Source organism: Citrobacter sp. RHBSTW-00017 (assembly GCF_013797615.1).
GTDB lineage: Bacteria > Pseudomonadota > Gammaproteobacteria > Enterobacterales > Enterobacteriaceae > Citrobacter > Citrobacter braakii.
In genome coordinates this window covers 3,132,797-3,150,178 of record NZ_CP056899.1, presented here as the reverse complement: position 1 = coordinate 3,150,178, position 17,382 = coordinate 3,132,797, and the positions used below count along the sequence as shown (strand labels likewise).

The window sequence follows — 17,382 nt, the reverse complement described above, 5'->3', positions numbered from 1 at the left end:
AGATTTAAGGGAAAACCCTGCTGTACACTTAACGAATGGTGTTTTGTCAGGGGGAACTTATGCAATCACGTGTTCATGTGTTACATGGCGATATTACGACTGTCGCTGTTGATGTGATTGTCAATGCGGCGAATTCATCGCTACTGGGAGGCGGTGGCGTCGATGGCGCAATCCATCGCGCTGCCGGACCAGCATTGCTGGAGGCCTGCAAACAGGTTATCCAGCAACAAGGAGAATGCCCGACAGGGCATGCGGTGATCACTCTGGCGGGGGCGCTTGCGGCAAAAGCGGTCATTCATACCGTAGGACCCGTCTGGCAAGGGGGAGGTCATCATGAGGCCGAACGCCTCGAAGAAGCTTACTTAAACACCCTGCAACTGGCCCTGGCCAATGGTTATCACTCCATTGCTTTTCCGGCGATTAGCACCGGGGCTTATGGCTATCCGCGCGCCGCAGCGGCAGAAATAGCGGTGAAAACGGTGCTGAAATTTATTACCCGCCGCGCACTTCCTGATCAGATATACTTCGTGTGCTTTGATGACGAAAACGCTCAACTTTATAAGAGATTGCTAACACAACAAGGCGATGATCACACGGACTGATATGACTCGACTTGAGCGTGCCATCACGCCCCTTTGCGAAGACCACCCGGGAGAATGCGGCATTCTTGCGTTGGATGACAGCCTGGATGCGTTTGCTGCTCGCTATCGGTTAACGGAAATGGCGGAACGTACCCTGGATGTGCAGTATTACATCTGGGAAAACGACATGTCTGGGCTATTGTTATTTTCCGTTCTGCTGGCCGCAGCGAAGCGAGGCGTACGGGTGCGTTTGCTGCTGGATGATAACAACACGCCGGGTCTGGACGACACGCTGCGTCTGCTGGATAAGCACCCCAATATAGAAGTTCGCCTCTTCAATCCGTTTTCCTTTCGCATCCTGCGCGCGCTGGGCTATTTAACCGATTTTGCCCGGCTTAATCGGCGCATGCACAATAAAAGTTATACCGCTGACGGCGTGGTGACCCTCGTTGGTGGGCGTAATATTGGCGATGCCTATTTTGGCGCGGGTGAGCAACCGCTGTTTTCCGACCTGGACGTCATGGCTATCGGGCCGGTTGTCAAAGATGTGGCAGATGATTTTGAGCGTTACTGGCACTGTCGCTCGGTTTCAACGTTACAAAATGTGCTTGAGATGTCTGAGCCAGATTCTGTGCAGCGTATTGAGCTACCCGAATCCTGGTATAACGATGATATTACCCGCCGCTATCTGCATAAGCTGGAAACCAGCCAGTTTATGTCCAGTCTCGATCAAAGATCGCTGCCGCTGATTTGGGCCAAAACGCGTTTGCTGAGCGATGATCCTGCAAAAGGAGAAGGGAAAGCGCCGCGCCACTCGCTATTACCGCAGCGTTTGTTTGACGTAATGGGCTCGCCGACCGAACGTATTGATATTATTTCTGCCTACTTTGTGCCGACGCGTGCCGGTGTGGCGCAGCTCCTGAGACTGGTAAGAAAAGGCGTCAAGATTGCCATTTTAACCAATTCACTGGCGGCGAATGATGTGGCGATCGTCCATGCGGGTTATGCGCGCTGGCGAAAAAAACTGCTGCGCTACGGTGTAGAGTTATACGAACTTAAACCGACCCGCGATCGCGTCTCGGTCGTTCACGATCGTGGATTAACCGGGAATTCAGGGTCCAGCCTGCATGCGAAAACGTTCAGTATTGATGATCGCAAAGTGTTTATCGGCTCGCTTAATTTTGATCCTCGTTCGACGCTGCTCAATACAGAAATGGGATTTGTGATTGAGAGTGAAGTGCTGGCCGAATTGATTCATAAACGGTTTATGCAAAGCCAGCGTGATATGGCCTGGCAGCTACGCCTTGACCGTTGGGGGAGAATTAATTGGGTCGACCGACTTTCTGGCAGTGAACAGGTCCTGAAAAAAGAACCCGCCACAGGATTCTGGAAGCGGATTCTGGTAAAGCTGGCGTCCGTGTTACCCATTGAATGGCTGCTTTGAACCACACAATGATTGAGGGAAAAACTAGCCGGCTACGGCCTTGTTTTTATCCTGCTTAACGGGCGGTTTACCCGAAAAGAGAAACTTCAGCACCGGTATGCGTAAATGGATTTCGTACAGTATTACCGCAATCCCAACCACAAACAGCAGACCGCAGAGAAAACCCAGCAGATTCGACGTGATATGCGGTGTGATGTAAGCGCCAAAAAACAGCGTTAACGGGTGGTGCACCAGATAGATAAACAGCGACGCGTTGACAAAATAGGTCACGCGGGCAGACTGGAAATTAAGCAAACGGTGACCCAACGAAAAGACGACGTTCACCATCCACAGTCCCATGACCATGGTAATGACATATTCGGTTTCATACATCCAGGCATCGCCGTTGCCATAACGCTGATTGAGCAGGTATGCCACAAATGCGAATGCAGCACCGAGCGTGCAACCGCGTGACGGTGTGGTAAACAGCGCTTTCAGATTCGGGTTGATAAACGCCAGTGCGCCGAGCATAAAGAAAGGCGCATAGAACAGCGTTTGCATAACGATAAAATTGAACATGCCATCGCTGAGAATCGAAGGGTAGAGGATGAAAATTGTCCTTCTGACGGTAGCGTAACCGACACCTAACAAGATGAAAATCAGCGTTAATTTAGTCATCGACACTGCTGGGGCGCTGGCGGCGTCGCTACGCGTCAGTCTGTCTTTCATCTGGGTGAACACCCACATGCTCACGGTCGTTAATACGACCAGAACCAGTAAAAACCACAGATGGGAAATCAGCTCCCAGGCCAGCGCATTGTATTTATCGTAGCCGCTGAGAGTATGCCAACTGTCAGCTTTTCCCTTTACGTATTGCAGCATGATAAATTGCGGCAGCGTAAGTAATGGAATCGCGGTTAGCATCGGGATCCCCACGCGTTCTACACGCACCTTCCACCAGCGCTTTAGCGGATAGCGCAAAAATAGCATGTAGGAAAAATAACCCGAAATGACAAAGAAGACTTGCATGCGAAAAGCATGGATAAAGTCGTTAAACAGGGTCAACCACCACGACGGTTCCGCGCTGTTCACGTGCCAGGTGTGGGTCGAGTAAATCAATGAAATATGGAATGGGATCCCTAACAACATTAGCCAGGCACGGATGGAGTCAAGAAAATATTCGCGTGGTGGTGATACAGAGCTCATAGACAGTTATGTATTCTCAGACTTTTCGTCTTATCCCTAAGACGAATAATGGTTACATTCGAGGGCAACCCTACACGAAGTCCAACAACCTGTCTCCAGGATAAGCACGCAAAGTGAAAACAGGTAGTTGAACCTGATTAAACCATGAGCCAGCGCGCGAACAATACAGGGATTCAGTTGTCGGAATACCCGATTATCCATTAAAATGGATCGGATCAATATAAGCACACAAAGGGGGAAGTGCTTACTAATTATGAAACATAAACTACAAATGATGAAAATGCGTTGGTTGGGTGCAGCAGTTATGTTAACGCTGTACACATCATCGAGCTGGGCGTTCAGCATCGATGATGTTGCAAAACAAGCTCAATCCTTAGCCGGTAAAGGCTATGAGGCGCCAAAAAGTAACTTGCCCTCCGTTTTCCGCGACATGAAATATGCGGATTATCAGCAGATCCAGTTTAACCGCGATAAAGCCTACTGGAGCAATCTCAAGACCCCATTTAAGCTCGAGTTCTACCACCAGGGTATGTACTTCGACACGCCGGTCAAAATCAACGAAGTTACCGCTACAGCGGTGAAAAGAATCAAATACAGCCCGGATTATTTTAATTTTGGCGATGTTCAGCATGATAAAGACACGGTAAAAGATCTCGGTTTCGCCGGGTTCAAAGTGCTGTATCCGATCAACAGCAAAGATAAAAACGACGAAATCGTCAGCATGCTCGGTGCCAGCTATTTCCGTGTTTTGGGGGCAGGGCAGGTCTACGGTCTGTCTGCGCGCGGTCTCGCGATTGATACCGCTCTGCCTTCTGGCGAAGAATTTCCCCGCTTCCGTGAGTTTTGGATCGAGCGTCCGAAACCGACTGACAAACGTTTGACCATTTATGCCTTGCTGGATTCTCCGCGCGCAACCGGAGCGTATCGCTTTGTCATCATTCCGGGTCGTGACACGGTAGTCGATGTTCAGTCCAAAGTTTATCTGCGCGACAAAGTGGGCAAGCTGGGCGTGGCACCGTTAACCAGTATGTTCCTGTACGGACCAAACCAGCCTTCTCCGGCGACCAACTATCGTCCGGAACTGCATGACTCTAACGGTTTGTCGATCCACGCTGGCAACGGCGAGTGGATTTGGCGTCCGCTGAATAACCCGAAACATCTGGCGGTGAGCAGCTTTGCGATGGAAAACCCGCAAGGTTTCGGCCTGCTGCAGCGTGGCCGTCAGTTCTCGCGTTTTGAAGATATCGACGATCGTTACGATCTGCGCCCAAGCGCCTGGATCACGCCAAAAGGTGATTGGGGTAAAGGTAAGATTGAGTTAGTTGAAATCCCAACTAACGATGAAACGAACGATAACATCGTTGCGTACTGGACGCCGGATCAACTGCCTGAAGCCGGCAAAGAGATGAACTTCAAGTACACCCTGACGTTCACGCGTGACGAAGACAAGCTTCATGCCCCTGATAGCGCCTGGGTCCAGCAGACTCGTCGTTCTACCGGTGATGTAAAACAGTCTAACCTCATTCGTCAGCCTGATGGCACTATCGCGTTTGTGGTGGACTTTACCGGCACGGATATGAAAAAGCTGCCGCAGGATACCCCGGTTACCGCACAAACCAGTATTGGCGACAACGGCGAGATCGTTGAAAGTACTGTGCGCTACAACCCGGTAACTAAAGGTTGGCGTTTGGTATTGCGCGTGAAAGTGAAAGACGTGAAGAAAACCACTGAAATGCGTGCTGCCTTGGTCAATGCCGATCAGACGCTGAGTGAAACCTGGAGCTACCAGTTACCTGCCAATGAATAAGACAACTGAGTATATTGACGCAATGCCGCTTTCGGATATCGAAAAAGCGGCACTGCCGAAAACTGACATCCGCGCCGTTCATCAGGCGCTGGATGCCGAGCATCGTACGTACTCGCGCGAAGATGATTCACCGCAGGGTTCGGTGAAAGCTCGCCTGGAGCAGGCGTGGCCTGATTCTCTGGCCAAAGAGCAGTTGGTTAAGGACGATGAGGGGCGCGATCAGCTGCAGGCGATGCCAAAAGCAACGCGTACCTCTATGTTCCCCGATCCCTGGCGTACCAACCCGGTTGGCCGCTTTTGGGATCGCCTGCGCGGGCGCGATGTGACTCCGCGTTATCTTTCGCGTTTGACGAAAGAAGAACAGGAGAGCGAGCAAAAATGGCGTACGGTTGGCACCATCCGCCGCTATACGTTGTTGATCTTAACGCTGGCGCAAACGGTTGTCGCAACCTGGTATATGAAGACGATCCTTCCGTATCAGGGTTGGGCATTCATTAATCCTGTTGACATGATGGGGCAGGATTTATGGGTCTCCTTTATGCAACTGCTGCCCTACATGCTCCAGACCGGCATTCTCATTTTGTTTGCCGTGCTTTTCTGTTGGGTTTCAGCAGGATTCTGGACCGCGCTGATGGGCTTCCTGCAACTGTTGATTGGGCGAGATAAGTACAGTATCTCCGCCTCAACGGTTGGGGACGAACCGTTAAATCCCGAACACCGGACTGCGTTGATTATGCCGATCTGTAACGAGGACGTTGACCGCGTATTCGCGGGACTTCGCGCCACGTGGGAGTCGGTCAAAGCGACGGGCAACGCCGAGCATTTTGATGTTTACATCCTGAGCGACAGCTACAACCCCGATATCTGCGTAGCAGAACAAAAAGCGTGGATGGAGCTGATTGCCGAAGTGCAAGGCGAAGGGCAGATTTTCTACCGTCGTCGTCGTCGTCGCGTGAAGCGTAAAAGCGGTAACATTGATGACTTCTGCCGTCGCTGGGGAAATCAGTACAGCTACATGGTGGTGCTGGACGCTGATTCCGTGATGAGCGGTGACTGTCTGAGCGGGCTGGTGCGCCTGATGGAAGCGAATCCAAATGCCGGGATTATCCAGTCTTCACCGAAGGCTTCCGGTATGGATACGCTGTATGCACGCTGTCAGCAGTTTGCGACCCGTGTTTATGGTCCGTTGTTTACCGCTGGACTTCACTTCTGGCAATTGGGGGAATCGCACTACTGGGGCCATAACGCGATTATTCGCGTGAAGCCGTTTATCGAACACTGTGCGCTTGCGCCGTTACCGGGCGAAGGCTCGTTTGCGGGTTCGATTCTCTCCCATGACTTCGTCGAAGCGGCGTTGATGCGTCGTGCCGGCTGGGGCGTGTGGATTGCTTACGATCTGCCGGGCTCTTATGAAGAGCTACCGCCGAACCTGCTGGATGAACTCAAGCGTGACCGTCGCTGGTGTCATGGCAACCTGATGAACTTCCGTCTGTTCCTGGTGAAGGGGATGCACCCGGTTCATCGTGCGGTGTTCCTGACCGGCGTTATGTCCTATCTGTCCGCGCCGCTGTGGTTTATGTTCCTCGCGTTATCGACCGCATTGCAGGTGGTGCATGCGTTGACGGAACCACAGTACTTCCTGCAACCGCGCCAGCTGTTCCCGGTATGGCCGCAGTGGCGTCCTGAACTGGCGATCGCGCTGTTTGCTTCTACGATGGTGCTGCTGTTCCTGCCGAAGCTGCTGAGTATTTTGCTCATCTGGTGTAAAGGGACGAAAGAGTACGGCGGGTTTATCCGCGTCACGCTGTCGCTGCTGCTGGAGGTTCTGTTCTCCGTGCTGCTGGCGCCGGTACGTATGCTGTTCCATACCGTCTTCGTCGTGAGCGCCTTCCTCGGTTGGGAAGTGGTGTGGAATTCACCGCAGCGTGATGACGATTCCACCCCGTGGGGTGAAGCATTTATGCGTCACGGTTCTCAGTTACTGCTGGGGCTGGTGTGGGCGGTAGGTATGGCCTGGCTGGATCTGCGTTTCCTGTTCTGGCTGGCGCCGATTGTCTTCTCGCTGATCCTGTCGCCGTTTGTTTCCGTGATTTCCAGCCGTTCCACGGTTGGGTTACGTACCAAGCGCTGGAAGCTGTTCCTGATCCCGGAAGAGTATTCTCCGCCGCAGGTGCTGGTGGATACGGATACCTATCTGGTGATGAACCGCAATCGTACGCTGGACGACGGCTTTATGCATGCGGTGTTTAACCCGTCATTTAATGCACTGGCAACGGCAATGGCGACTGCACGCCACCGCGCGAGTAACGTGCTTGAGATTGCCCGTGACCGCCATGTGGAGCAGGCGCTGAACGAAACGCCGGAGAAACTAAACCGTGACCGCCGTCTGGTGCTGTTGAGCGATCCGGTGACGATGGCGCGTTTGCACTATCGCGTCTGGAATTCACCTGATAAGTATTCTTCGTGGGTGAATTACTACCAGGGACTGACCCTGAATCCGCTGGCGCTCAGGAAAAAGTAAGCGTTATGTAACGTGAAAATACCGGCCTGGTGCCGGTATTTTTTTATACTAAATAAAAGACCCGTGAGGTATCAGGTGCGAATATTGGCAGTGGCAATCATGGTGTGCTTGCTGAGCGGATGCGGCAGTATTATTAGCCGTACTATCCCAGGACAAGGGCACGGAAACCAATACTATCCTGGCGTGCAATGGGATGTCCGGGACTCCGCGTGGCGCTACGTCACCATCCTCGACCTGCCATTTTCGCTGGTGTTTGATACCTTGCTGCTCCCGCTCGACATTCACCACGGACCTTACGAGTAGCTATCGCTCATCCCATTCATCGGCCGCGGTCTGACCCTCTTCGGTATCCAGGGGAGGTTCCAGCTGGAATTCACCTTCATCCCATTCGTGAAGCGTGTTTTCTTCCTGCCACTCCTGACGGATTTCAATTTCATCATAGTCGCCATCAAAAACGCTTTGGGCCGCTTCACCACTCAGCATTGGCAGGCATTCACCCTCGCTCTCATCCTCATCAGCAAAGAATTCCGCCTGCCACATAATGTCACCATCCTGTAGCACGTATTTTTGTACGCTTAGCTGTTGAACGCTGGCTTCGTCGGGCTCAAGGTCAGGGTTATCAGCCAGAAATTCTTCACGAGCGGCATCAATGGCTTCTTCCAGCGTGGCATACATGGTCATCAGAGTCTCCCTTTGATTTAATGAAGTATTCAGGGAAATAATAGTTGATTCTCCGATATTGCAAGTATGAATGCACAAAAATCATCCCGTAGCCTCAGTGCTCCGGCGACGGCGCAGACTATTCCACGAGTAGAAAGCGTTAAACAGTACGACGCCCGCGGTCACGCAGAAGACGGCGCGAAAACCGTAGTTGGCGGATATTGCCGCCCCCATTAACGGTCCCGTTACGTTACCGATATCGCGAAATGACTGGTTATAACTGAAAATACGCCCGGCGATCTGATTGGTTGAGTTATAGACCAGCAGCGTTTGTACAGCCGGGAGCAGAGCCCCGTCAGCGGCCCCCAATAAAAAGCGCAGAACGGCAAGTTGCCAGGGTGATTGTACAAACGACATTGGAATAAGCAGCAGCACGGAGATGACCAGAGCAACAATCAGGATCTTCTCCGGGCCAATTCGATCACCTAATTTGCCAAGTCGCGGGGCGCTGATTAACGCAGCCACGCCCGGTACGGAAGCAATCATCCCGCTGATAAAGGCGATGTTACTGACGTTGCCAGCCAACTCTCGAACGTACAGCGTCAGAATTGGCGCGATGGACCCGGTTGCCACCTGGATTATCAGCGTTGTGACAAACAGGCTCAGCACCAGTTTGGGATTTTTTAACGAGGCCACGACTTCGCGAATGTGCAGCATCTCTTTCTTGCTCACCGGTTGGAAACGTTCGCGAATAAAAAATAGCGTCAGGATAAAACAGACCAGCAGTACGCTGGCGGTGATGAAAAATACCGGGCGTAGTCCGTACTGATCCGCGAGCAGCCCCCCAGCTAACGGTCCGAGCAGTGCGCCGCTGACGCCGCCGGTGGAAAGCGTTCCCAGCGCCCAGCCGCTTTTATTGCGCGGAACCTGGGTGGCGATGAGTGCATTGGCGTTGGGAATGAAACCGCCGAGCAGACCCAACAGGGCACGCAGGACCAGGAACTGCCAGATATTTTGCGCCAGCCCCATCAGCAGCATCACAATCGCCATACCCAATGCGGAACGCAGCAGCATGATTTTTCGCCCTTTGCGATCGGCAAGGCCACCCCAGAAAGGAGAGGCGATGGCGGAAAAGAGAAAAGTGATGCTGAAGACCAGACCTGACCACATATTCAGGGCGCTATGACCCGTAACGCCGAGGCTCTCGACATAGAGGGGCAAAAAGGGCATAACCAGGCTAAATGCTGCACCGGTTAAAAAACAACCCAACCAGGCAACGGTGAGGTTACGTTTCCAGTTTATGGGAGCATCTGAGGGTGACATAGCGTTCCGCAGTGTGGCGCGCTGTTTGCGCTATCGATTGAATATAAGCAAGCAGGCTAATTATGCGCCTGGTAGATAGTTGCTGCAATGCGGATAGCAGTTAAACCTAAAGCGGGCAGGGAAGGTGTTGCAGTCCACAGGACTGCAACCGTGCTTTAGTACAGGGAAGGTGAACCTTCAGGACGCGTCTTGAAACGACGGTGTAGCCACATGTACTGATCTGGGGCCATCATGATGCATTGCTCAACAATCTTATTCATCCACGCAGCCGTAGTCTCCGCGTTGTCTAACGGCGGTGAACACTCCGGAGGCAGCATAATCAATTGATAACCTTTACCGTCAGGTTTGCGGCGGGGAACAAACGGTACCAGGCAGGCATTCGACATGCGTGAAAGCATCCAGGTCCCGGAGGTTGTTGCGGCCTGTTCAACAGCAAAAAGCGGGACAAATACGCTGGCGCGGGGACCGTAGTCATGATCCGGCGCATACCAGACCACTTCGCCTTTTTTCAACGCTTTAATCATTCCTTTCAGGTCTTTACGATCGAGCATTGATTTATTAGAGCGCATACGGCCCCAGGTTTGTAGCCAGTCGAGCAGTGGGTTGTCGTTAGGGCGATATACGCCTATCCCCGGCTCCTGCAAACCAAACTGACGCGCACCCAGTTCAAGGGTCAGAAAGTGCAGACCCACTAACAAAATTCCCCGTTTTTGCGCCTGAACGTCGCGGATATGTTCCATCCCGATAACTTCCGTCCAGCGTGAAATGCGCTTGTCAGACCAAAACCAGGCCATTCCGGTTTCCATCACGCCCATGCCCACGGACTCGAAGTTCTTGATGATCATCTGCTGGCGTTCCTGCTCGCTCATTTGCGGGAAGCACAGTTCCAGATTACGGGAAACAATTTTTGCCCGACGTTTCATCAAACGTAATGCCAGACGACCTAATGCGCAGCCCAACTTGTAAAGAACCGGGTAGGGTAACTGCACGATTAACCAAAGGATGCCAATGCCCAGCCAGGTTAACCAATAACGTGGATGCAGTAACGCAGCCGAAAACTTGGGTAAATTCGTCATGTCTATCCTGTCTTCAAACGACCAATTGCCTGTATTGTCGCATTTTTTCGCGCATATCAAAAATTTGTGACGGGAGAACGGTGATTAAACCAGCAATTGTTGTTGCACTTTTATATTGGAGTAAGAAATGTAGCGTAAAATGTGTGGATGTAAATTGGCGGTGTTTGCTTTATTATGCCGCCGATTTTCATTTTCTCCCTATTTGCAGGATACGTACACCATGCCAGTGTTACACAACCGCATTTCGAACGATGCGCTCAAAGCCAAAATGTTGGCTGAGACCGAGCCGCGCACGACGATCTCATTCTATAAATATTTCACCATCGCCAATCCTCAGCACACGCGTGATGCGCTGTACCAGATGTTCACTGCATTGAACGTCTTCGGGCGCGTTTATCTTGCCCATGAAGGAATCAATGCGCAAATCAGCGTACCGCAAAGCAACGTCGAGGCATTCCGCCAGCAGCTTTATGCGTTTGATCCCGCATTCGCCGGGTTACGTCTGAATATCGCGCTGGATGATGATGGTAAATCGTTCTGGGTGCTGCGTATGAAAGTGCGTGAACGCATCGTGGCGGATGGTATTGACGATCCGCAATTTGACGCCAGCAACGTAGGTGATTACCTGAAGGCGGCGGAAGTAAACGCCATGCTGGACGATCCTGACGCGGTATTCATTGATATGCGCAACCACTATGAATATGAAGTGGGCCATTTCGAGAATGCGCTAGAAATCCCGGCAGACACGTTCCGCGACCAGTTACCGAAAGCCGTTGAAATGATGCAGGCGCATAAAGATAAAAAAATCGTTATGTATTGCACGGGCGGGATCCGTTGTGAGAAAGCCAGCGCCTGGATGAAACACAACGGATTTAGCAAAGTCTGGCACATTGAGGGCGGTATTATTGAATATGCCCGCAAGGCACGTGAACAGGGGCTTCCTGTACGTTTTGTCGGTAAAAACTTCGTTTTTGATGAGCGTATGGGCGAAAGGATTTCTGAAGATGTTATTGCGCATTGCCATCAGTGCGGAACGGCGTGCGACAGCCATACTAATTGCAAAAATGATGGCTGCCATCTGTTGTTTATCCAGTGTCCGGCCTGCGCGCAGAAGTATAACGGCTGCTGTAGCGAGTTGTGTAGCGAAGAGAGTAAGTTGCCGGAAGAAGAGCAACGTCGTCTTCGAGCAGGACGTGAAAATGGCAACAAAATATTTAATAAGTCACGCGGTCGTCTGAATACCAAACTGGGTATTCCGGACCCTGCGCAATAGTCATCATGCCGGATGGCGGCTTTAGCCCCATCCGGCAACTCATACGTTACTTCTGTTGGACACCTTCCACTGAGATGAGCAGATCGACTTCCTGAGACGCCGGGCCGAGATCGGTGGTGATGTTGAAGTCCTTCAGCTTAATTTTACCTTGTGCTTCAAAACCTGCACGCGTGCCACCCCACGGATCGCCGCCCTGACCAATCAGCTTCGCATCCAGCGTAACCGGTTTAGTGACGCCGTTCAGGGTGAGATTACCGGTGATATCCAGGTCATTCCCCTCTTTCTTCACGCTGGTAGAGCTAAAGGTCGCCTGCGGGAATTTGGCCACGTTAAGGAAATCTGCGCTGCGCAGGTGCTTGTCGCGTTCGGCGTGATTGGTGTCAACGCTGTTGGTGTTGATGGTGACGTTAACCTTATCGGCTGCGGGATTTTTCTCATCAAAGGTAAAAGTCCCGTCGAAATCTTTAAATGTGCCGTACAGCCAACTGTAACCCAGGTGCTGAATACGGAAATTAACAAAGGCATGCTGTCCTTCTTTGTCAATTTTGTAATCTGCCGCCAAGGCTGACCCGGTGGTGAATAATAGAGAGGCGAGTGTAAGTCCCAGCAGGTTTTTTTTCATTTTAAGCTCCATAGTCAGATGACGATTTTCCCAACATGCGATTCAGGGTATCGTCGTTATCGATAAAGTGATGTTTCAGGGCCATCAGTCCGTGCAGAAGCGATAAAACCACCACAGTCCACGCAAGCCACAGGTGCAGACTACCGGCGAGGTCGGCCTGAGCGCCCGCATTGGCAAGGGTGGCAGGAATGTCGAACCAACCAAATACGCTTATCGCTTTGCCATCAGCGGTGGAAATCAAATACCCGCTGATGACAATTGAAAAGAGCAATGTGTATAGCGCGAGGTGACCCAGTGCCGCCGCGATGCGGGTGAAACGGGAATAACTTGCCAGCGCAGGAGGAGGAGGGGAGATCAACCGCCAGACGACGCGGATAACCAGCCCCATCATGAGCACAACGCCGATGCTTTTATGCAGTTCAGGGGCCTGGTGATACCAGCCGTCGTAATAGCTGAGTGTGACCATCCACAATCCCAGCGCAAACATGCCATATACAGCAATCGCAATCAGCCAGTGTAAAGCGGCAGACACCACGCCATAGCGTTGTGGAGTATTATTGAATTGCATAAGTGCACCGTTAGATATTTCAGAAGTGAATGAAAATGGCGCGTAAAAGACATTAATGCAACTAATAAATAACAATAATGGTGATATTTGTTTTTGATTCAATAAAATTGATTGAATTGTGAAGTAATCATCAAGGAATTAGTGGGGGTGGATGACATTAAGGCTTGTTTTCAGGGTGTTTAAGGTATTTTTCTTGTTCAGTTAATTACAATGAAAATTAAGTTAATATCAGTTTATATCAATTAGTGTCAGCGTTGCGGGTTCAGAAAAACATAATATATATCACATCCATAATTGCCAGCAGCGACCATAAAATAATGTAGAGCATAAGATGCTCGCGAATATTATTAACCAGATAGTGAAAGATGCGGCGCATCAACGTTATTCCTGTCATTAAAAATGGCCTCACCAACGAGGCCATTCATTTATTATCGCTTAAAACGACTTAGCCTGAAGGGCGTCAGGTCAAAGTCAGACGATTTGTCCTGGGCGAAGTCTGCCGCAATCTCTCCGAGGACGGAGGCAAACTTAAAGCCATGTCCGCTCAGCCCGGTGATGATCAGCGTGTTGTCATGCTCCGGTAGAGTATCAATAATAAAGTCTTCATCTGGTGAGTTATCATAGGTGCAGGACGCACCGTGCAGACAGCAGCCTACGCCTGGCAGAATTGTGCGCAGGAATGGGAAGGCTTCAGAACCATCGCTGGCTACAGCGGCAAACGGCTTGCGCTCTTCTGCCGAATGAATTACCTGTCCGCCATTGTGCTTACCAATTTTTAGCTCGTCATTTTCTGCCGGGAAACCGTAGAATTGATCGCCATTTGGTAGCTCCCCGGTGAAGGCAGGGAAGTTATTCTTAACGCTGTAACGCCCATCGGCTTGATACCAGGCGAACACTTTGCGTACCGGTTGTATCGGTAGTTCAGGGACTAATGCCTGTACCCAGGTTCCGGCGCTGATCACCGCTTTTTGCGCGTGATAGTCACCATCGGCGGTTTCTACCGTGACGCCATCATCACTATGACGAATTGCGCTGACCGGGCATTTAAATAGCTGCGCACAGCCTGCTTCTTCCGCCAGACGGATCCAGGTTTTAATCGCTAACTCACTACGTAAAAAACCAGACTCCGCTTCAAACAAACCGATATAGTTTTCAGGTACGCGAATCTCTGGCCAGCGCGCCATAATGGCTGCTGCATCCAGTTGTTCAACATTGAGTTGCCACTGTTTTGCGCTTTGCGCCGCGGTCGCTAAGAAGGTTGAATCTGCCGGACCAAGGTTGATGACACCAGAGCGCACAAAAATCGGCTCTTCATTTTGGGTGGATAATTCATCCCATAATGTTTGCGCACGCAGCACCAGCGGAACATATTTTTCACCTTCGCCATAGGCATGACGAATTAATCGAGTGTCGCCGTGGTGGCTGCCCTGCTGATGCGGTGGCATATGCGCATCGATCATCAGAACCTTCAGACCGGCGCGAGTGGCATAGTATCCGGCTGCGGCGCCCACGGAACCGCTGCCAATTATGATTAAGTCGTATTTCATCCGCTTCTCTCTGCAATCGCGATAGTAGCAGGGTAAATAAGTGACCCGGAATATTCAACCTGGAAATAAGAAAGGCACCGGAAAGGTGCCTTTTGATGGTTGGATGTATCAGATTTAATGTCGCTGATACTCATTTACCTGGTAATCGCCGGATTCAATTTTAGCGATTCCTGCTTCTAATATCGAAATAAATTGCCTGGCAACATCAGTGGTTAACCAGAGCGTTTGACCAACTTCAGTCCCATCCGGGTCTGGACGATTCGGGGTCTGGTAGTGCAAACGCAGCATCAGCGCATCGTAGCTATCAACAGTGCTGATGTCCCATCCTACTAACGGATGAGTCTGAATGACTTCATTATTCTTTTCCATCATGCCCCCTAATTCGTGTTACTAGACAACGGTTTTCGAGGTTCAATGCGTTTTTTCTGAAGCAACTTCAGTATATCAATAAATAAGGGTATTCATTGAAAATTTAAAGAGGTAAGCACATAAAATTTTCGTTTTCAGCGTTATCTGACTAACAAACCGACATGTTATTCATTTTTTTTAAGCATGTTGCACAATTATTTTGGTGTTGTGGTTAAAAGATAGCCAGGAATTTATTATTAAAATATCAGTTTGCCAGAAGGAATGAACTATTGATTAAAAGATGGTGTGTATAAAAAAGCCGGGGCGACCCGGCAAACAAACATCACTGCATATCATTATTTATTCATTGATGAACCAGTCATCCGCGCTTTCCCAGGTCTCCTGGAGGATCTCGCTGATGCGTTCTTTATCCTCTTTGGTGGCACCAATAACCGACAGATTGTTTGCGCCGGCATAACGGACGGTAACGTTACCTTCGTTATCCGGAAAATGGTGCTGAATACGGCGGGAGAGTTCACCTGCCAGCGCGTCAATTGCACCAGCAGGTAAAGGTGAAGTTTTGGCAATAGTGACTTCAATACGCATAGTAGCCCCCTGTGGAATATGCTGTTTATTTATACAGTTATTCTCGCCAGTTGGCTACACTTTTTTTAGCTTTTCACGGACCAGTGTACCGTTTCGCCACCCAGGAAAGGCACCAGCGTATCATCTTGCAGCGCAATGCTCTCTGGGACCTGGTGCTGCACGCGTTCCAGCTCAATAAAGGTTTCATTCACCGGCAAACCGTAGAACTGTGGGCCATTGAGTGAGCAGAAGGCTTCAAAATGGTCCAGTGCATTCATCTCTTCAAACACGGTGGCATAACTGCCCAGTGCGGTCGGCGCATTAAAGCAGCCCGCACAGCCACAGCTTGACTCTTTGCGATGACGCGCATGCGGCGCTGAGTCGGTACCGAGGAAGGCGCGGTTAAACCCGCTGGCGACCAGCTCACGCAGCGCCTGTTGATGGACGTTACGTTTGAGGATCGGCAGGCAGTACAGATGAGGGCGAATCCCGCCGACCAGCATGTGGTTGCGGTTAAACATCAGGTGCTGCGGCGTAATGGTCGCCGCCAGAAGGTCATTGCCGTCGCGCACGTATTCGGCAGCATCTTTAGTCGTGATATGTTCGAACACCACTTTCAGCGCAGTTAAACGCTGACGCAGTGGTTCCATTACCGTCTCAATAAAGCGCGCCTCGCGATCGAAAATATCGATATCCGCATGCGTCACTTCGCCGTGCACCAGCAGAGGCATACCCAATTTTTCCATCCGTTCCAGCACTGGCATGATGGCATCAATAGAGGTTACGCCATGCGTCGAGTTGGTGGTGGCATTGGCCGGATAGAGTTTTGCGGCGGTGAACACGCCTTCGTTGAATCCACGTTCCAGCTCATTGGGATCCAGCGTATCCGTTAAGTAGCAGGTCATTAATGGCGTGAAGTCGTGTCCGGCAGGTACCGCGTCAAGAATTCGCTGGCGGTAAGCGATAGCCGCGTCCACCGTGGTGACGGGCGGAGCCAGGTTCGGCATGACAATGGCGCGGCCATAAACTTCGCTGGTATAGGGCACGACAGTTTTTAACATGTCGCCATCGCGAAAGTGAAGATGCCAGTCGTCTGGGCGGCGGATCTTTAAAACCTGGGATGGTGCAGTCATCAATATGCTCCGGCTGAGGATAGTCTTTTTTGCCGGAAACAAAGGATAAGCGGAAACGTTTTCGTTTGCACGAAAAAAAAGGGCGCATCGGCGCCCTCTGTCATATTAGTCGGTGAACGGGATAATGATTTCTCCCGGTTTCACCTCAATGCCTTTCGCCAGTTTTTTCGCCAGCGCTTCCCCCTGGCTGCTGTCATCCCGCAGAATGTACGCTGGCTGCTGGTTGAAATAGTTGCGCAGCGACTGATTTAAATAAGGCATCAGCGTTTGCAGTACCGACTGCATTTTTTCCGGCGTGACGGTAGCGTCCACGACTTCCATTTCTTGCAGATAAATCGCGCCTTTTTCTTTATTGAAAACCGGTAAGGCTTTTAGCTTCAGCTTCATGGTCGCTTTCTGACTGCCAAACAGGGAGTTCATGTCCAGGTTGGCGTCTCCGGTCAGCGTCACTTTATTGGGTTCTTCACGGCCTATCTGGCTGGCGAGATTGTTCAGTACGATATGTGCTTCAGCGACACCAGGCAGACCGATATCTTTTGAAAAGTTATTATTCTTCGCCAGGGCCTGATTAATCTCTTGCTCGCTAACCGTGTATTGCGTGAGTTGATTACAACCAACCAACAGGCCGCTGACAATTAGTGCAGCGGCAAAAAAAAACTTTTTCATGGGGTTCCTCAACATGATGCTTGTGGTGTAATCGTGACACAAA

General features: G+C 50.9%; 18 protein-coding genes. 6 read left to right on the top strand and 12 right to left on the bottom strand.

All coding sequences use genetic code 11. The features are described from left to right. The first annotated feature begins 59 nt into the window (after positions 1-59). The gene (gene ymdB, locus HV037_RS15350) at positions 60-602 is read left to right on the top strand and encodes an O-acetyl-ADP-ribose deacetylase (RefSeq protein WP_016156177.1); all 543 of its coding nucleotides are present in this window, start codon (positions 60-62) and stop codon (positions 600-602) included. Next, the gene (locus HV037_RS15345) at positions 586-2,025 is read left to right on the top strand and encodes a phospholipase D family protein (RefSeq protein ID WP_087121833.1); all 1,440 of its coding nucleotides are present in this window, start codon (positions 586-588) and stop codon (positions 2,023-2,025) included. The genes ymdB and HV037_RS15345 overlap by 17 nt, the downstream gene beginning before the upstream one ends. Before the next feature lie 24 nt (positions 2,026-2,049). Here HV037_RS15345 and mdoC read toward each other — a convergent pair whose 3' ends face one another. Further along, entirely contained in the window at positions 2,050-3,210 is a 1,161-nt protein-coding gene (mdoC, locus tag HV037_RS15340) for a glucans biosynthesis protein MdoC (protein WP_049040634.1), read from the bottom strand. 271 nt (positions 3,211-3,481) lie between these two features. On the opposite strand from mdoC, the gene mdoG reads away from it, so the two are divergent. The 3 genes from mdoG (at position 3,482) to HV037_RS15325 (ending at position 7,841) form a co-directional block, all read left to right on the top strand. Then, positions 3,482-5,017: a glucans biosynthesis protein MdoG gene (gene mdoG / locus HV037_RS15335; RefSeq protein WP_085951042.1), complete on the top strand. Its 1,536-nt coding sequence runs from the start codon at positions 3,482-3,484 to the stop codon at positions 5,015-5,017. Beyond that, positions 5,010-7,538, top strand: coding sequence for a glucans biosynthesis glucosyltransferase MdoH (mdoH, locus tag HV037_RS15330; RefSeq protein WP_019076449.1), 2,529 nt, complete (start codon positions 5,010-5,012; stop codon positions 7,536-7,538). Before mdoG ends, mdoH begins: the two co-directional genes overlap by 8 nt. A 75-nt stretch (positions 7,539-7,613) precedes the next feature. Beyond that, a complete protein-coding gene (locus HV037_RS15325) occupies positions 7,614-7,841 on the top strand; it encodes a YceK/YidQ family lipoprotein (RefSeq protein ID WP_016152609.1) in 228 nt (75 codons plus the stop codon). Here HV037_RS15325 and HV037_RS15320 read toward each other — a convergent pair whose 3' ends face one another. The 3 genes from HV037_RS15320 to HV037_RS15310 form a co-directional block, all read right to left on the bottom strand. Further along, positions 7,842-8,219 (bottom strand): MysB family protein, encoded by a 378-nt coding sequence (locus tag HV037_RS15320; RefSeq protein WP_103283705.1) that lies wholly within the window; start codon positions 8,217-8,219, stop codon positions 7,842-7,844. Between the two features lie 81 nt (positions 8,220-8,300). Beyond that, positions 8,301-9,521, bottom strand: coding sequence for a multidrug efflux MFS transporter MdtG (mdtG, locus tag HV037_RS15315; protein ID WP_046274768.1), 1,221 nt, complete (start codon positions 9,519-9,521; stop codon positions 8,301-8,303). Positions 9,522-9,676: 155 nt separating this feature from the next. Next, entirely contained in the window at positions 9,677-10,597 is a 921-nt protein-coding gene (locus tag HV037_RS15310) for a Kdo(2)-lipid IV(A) acyltransferase (protein WP_019076458.1), read from the bottom strand. Between the two features lie 220 nt (positions 10,598-10,817). On the opposite strand from HV037_RS15310, the gene HV037_RS15305 reads away from it, so the two are divergent. Continuing rightward, positions 10,818-11,870, top strand: coding sequence for a rhodanese-related sulfurtransferase (locus HV037_RS15305; protein ID WP_016152613.1), 1,053 nt, complete (start codon positions 10,818-10,820; stop codon positions 11,868-11,870). A 46-nt stretch (positions 11,871-11,916) separates the two neighbouring features. On the opposite strand, the gene HV037_RS15300 is transcribed toward HV037_RS15305, so the two are convergent. The 8 genes from HV037_RS15300 to HV037_RS15265 form a co-directional block, all read right to left on the bottom strand. Continuing rightward, complete coding sequence (locus HV037_RS15300; RefSeq protein ID WP_103283706.1) at positions 11,917-12,492, bottom strand: YceI family protein; 576 nt, start codon at positions 12,490-12,492, stop codon at positions 11,917-11,919. A gap of 1 nt (position 12,493) precedes the next feature. Further along, positions 12,494-13,060 carry a cytochrome b gene (locus tag HV037_RS15295; RefSeq protein ID WP_016152615.1) on the bottom strand — a complete coding sequence of 189 codons (567 nt, stop codon included), beginning with the start codon at positions 13,058-13,060 and terminating at the stop codon, positions 12,494-12,496. Positions 13,061-13,322: 262 nt separating this feature from the next. Continuing rightward, the gene (locus tag HV037_RS15290) at positions 13,323-13,436 is read right to left on the bottom strand and encodes a YceO family protein (RefSeq protein ID WP_003036148.1); all 114 of its coding nucleotides are present in this window, start codon (positions 13,434-13,436) and stop codon (positions 13,323-13,325) included. A 52-nt stretch (positions 13,437-13,488) separates the two neighbouring features. Then, positions 13,489-14,607, bottom strand: coding sequence for an N-methyl-L-tryptophan oxidase (gene solA, locus HV037_RS15285; RefSeq protein ID WP_047501073.1), 1,119 nt, complete (start codon positions 14,605-14,607; stop codon positions 13,489-13,491). 114 nt (positions 14,608-14,721) lie between these two features. Beyond that, the gene (gene bssS, locus HV037_RS15280) at positions 14,722-14,976 is read right to left on the bottom strand and encodes a biofilm formation regulator BssS (RefSeq protein ID WP_003036154.1); all 255 of its coding nucleotides are present in this window, start codon (positions 14,974-14,976) and stop codon (positions 14,722-14,724) included. Positions 14,977-15,315: 339 nt separating this feature from the next. Continuing rightward, positions 15,316-15,561, bottom strand: coding sequence for a DNA damage-inducible protein I (gene dinI, locus HV037_RS15275; protein ID WP_003036157.1), 246 nt, complete (start codon positions 15,559-15,561; stop codon positions 15,316-15,318). 65 nt (positions 15,562-15,626) lie between these two features. Then, entirely contained in the window at positions 15,627-16,673 is a 1,047-nt protein-coding gene (gene pyrC / locus HV037_RS15270) for a dihydroorotase (RefSeq protein ID WP_103283707.1), read from the bottom strand. A 105-nt stretch (positions 16,674-16,778) separates the two neighbouring features. After that, positions 16,779-17,339, bottom strand: coding sequence for a lipoprotein (locus HV037_RS15265; protein WP_016152618.1), 561 nt, complete (start codon positions 17,337-17,339; stop codon positions 16,779-16,781). Positions 17,340-17,382: the final 43 nt, after the last annotated feature.

Excerpts from the sequence above, each read along its gene's own strand:
- ymdB (WP_016156177.1), top strand. The coding sequence starts at position 60 with ATGCAATCACGTGTTCATGTGTTACATGGCGATATTACGACTGTCGCT.
- HV037_RS15345 (WP_087121833.1), top strand. The coding sequence starts at position 586 with ATGATCACACGGACTGATATGACTCGACTTGAGCGTGCCATCACGCCC.
- mdoC (WP_049040634.1), bottom strand. The coding sequence starts at position 3,210 with ATGAGCTCTGTATCACCACCACGCGAATATTTTCTTGACTCCATCCGT.
- pyrC (WP_103283707.1), bottom strand. The coding sequence starts at position 16,673 with ATGACTGCACCATCCCAGGTTTTAAAGATCCGCCGCCCAGACGACTGG.
- mdtG (WP_046274768.1), bottom strand. The coding sequence starts at position 9,521 with ATGTCACCCTCAGATGCTCCCATAAACTGGAAACGTAACCTCACCGTT.
- HV037_RS15305 (WP_016152613.1), top strand. The coding sequence starts at position 10,818 with ATGCCAGTGTTACACAACCGCATTTCGAACGATGCGCTCAAAGCCAAA.
- HV037_RS15265 (WP_016152618.1), bottom strand. The coding sequence starts at position 17,339 with ATGAAAAAGTTTTTTTTTGCCGCTGCACTAATTGTCAGCGGCCTGTTG.
- dinI (WP_003036157.1), bottom strand. The coding sequence starts at position 15,561 with ATGCGTATTGAAGTCACTATTGCCAAAACTTCACCTTTACCTGCTGGT.
- HV037_RS15295 (WP_016152615.1), bottom strand. The coding sequence starts at position 13,060 with ATGCAATTCAATAATACTCCACAACGCTATGGCGTGGTGTCTGCCGCT.
- mdoH (WP_019076449.1), top strand. The coding sequence starts at position 5,010 with ATGAATAAGACAACTGAGTATATTGACGCAATGCCGCTTTCGGATATC.
- HV037_RS15290 (WP_003036148.1), bottom strand. The coding sequence starts at position 13,436 with ATGCGCCGCATCTTTCACTATCTGGTTAATAATATTCGCGAGCATCTT.
- bssS (WP_003036154.1), bottom strand. The coding sequence starts at position 14,976 with ATGGAAAAGAATAATGAAGTCATTCAGACTCATCCGTTAGTAGGATGG.
- HV037_RS15320 (WP_103283705.1), bottom strand. The coding sequence starts at position 8,219 with ATGACCATGTATGCCACGCTGGAAGAAGCCATTGATGCCGCTCGTGAA.
- mdoG (WP_085951042.1), top strand. The coding sequence starts at position 3,482 with ATGATGAAAATGCGTTGGTTGGGTGCAGCAGTTATGTTAACGCTGTAC.
- HV037_RS15300 (WP_103283706.1), bottom strand. The coding sequence starts at position 12,492 with ATGAAAAAAAACCTGCTGGGACTTACACTCGCCTCTCTATTATTCACC.
- HV037_RS15310 (WP_019076458.1), bottom strand. The coding sequence starts at position 10,597 with ATGACGAATTTACCCAAGTTTTCGGCTGCGTTACTGCATCCACGTTAT.
- solA (WP_047501073.1), bottom strand. The coding sequence starts at position 14,607 with ATGAAATACGACTTAATCATAATTGGCAGCGGTTCCGTGGGCGCCGCA.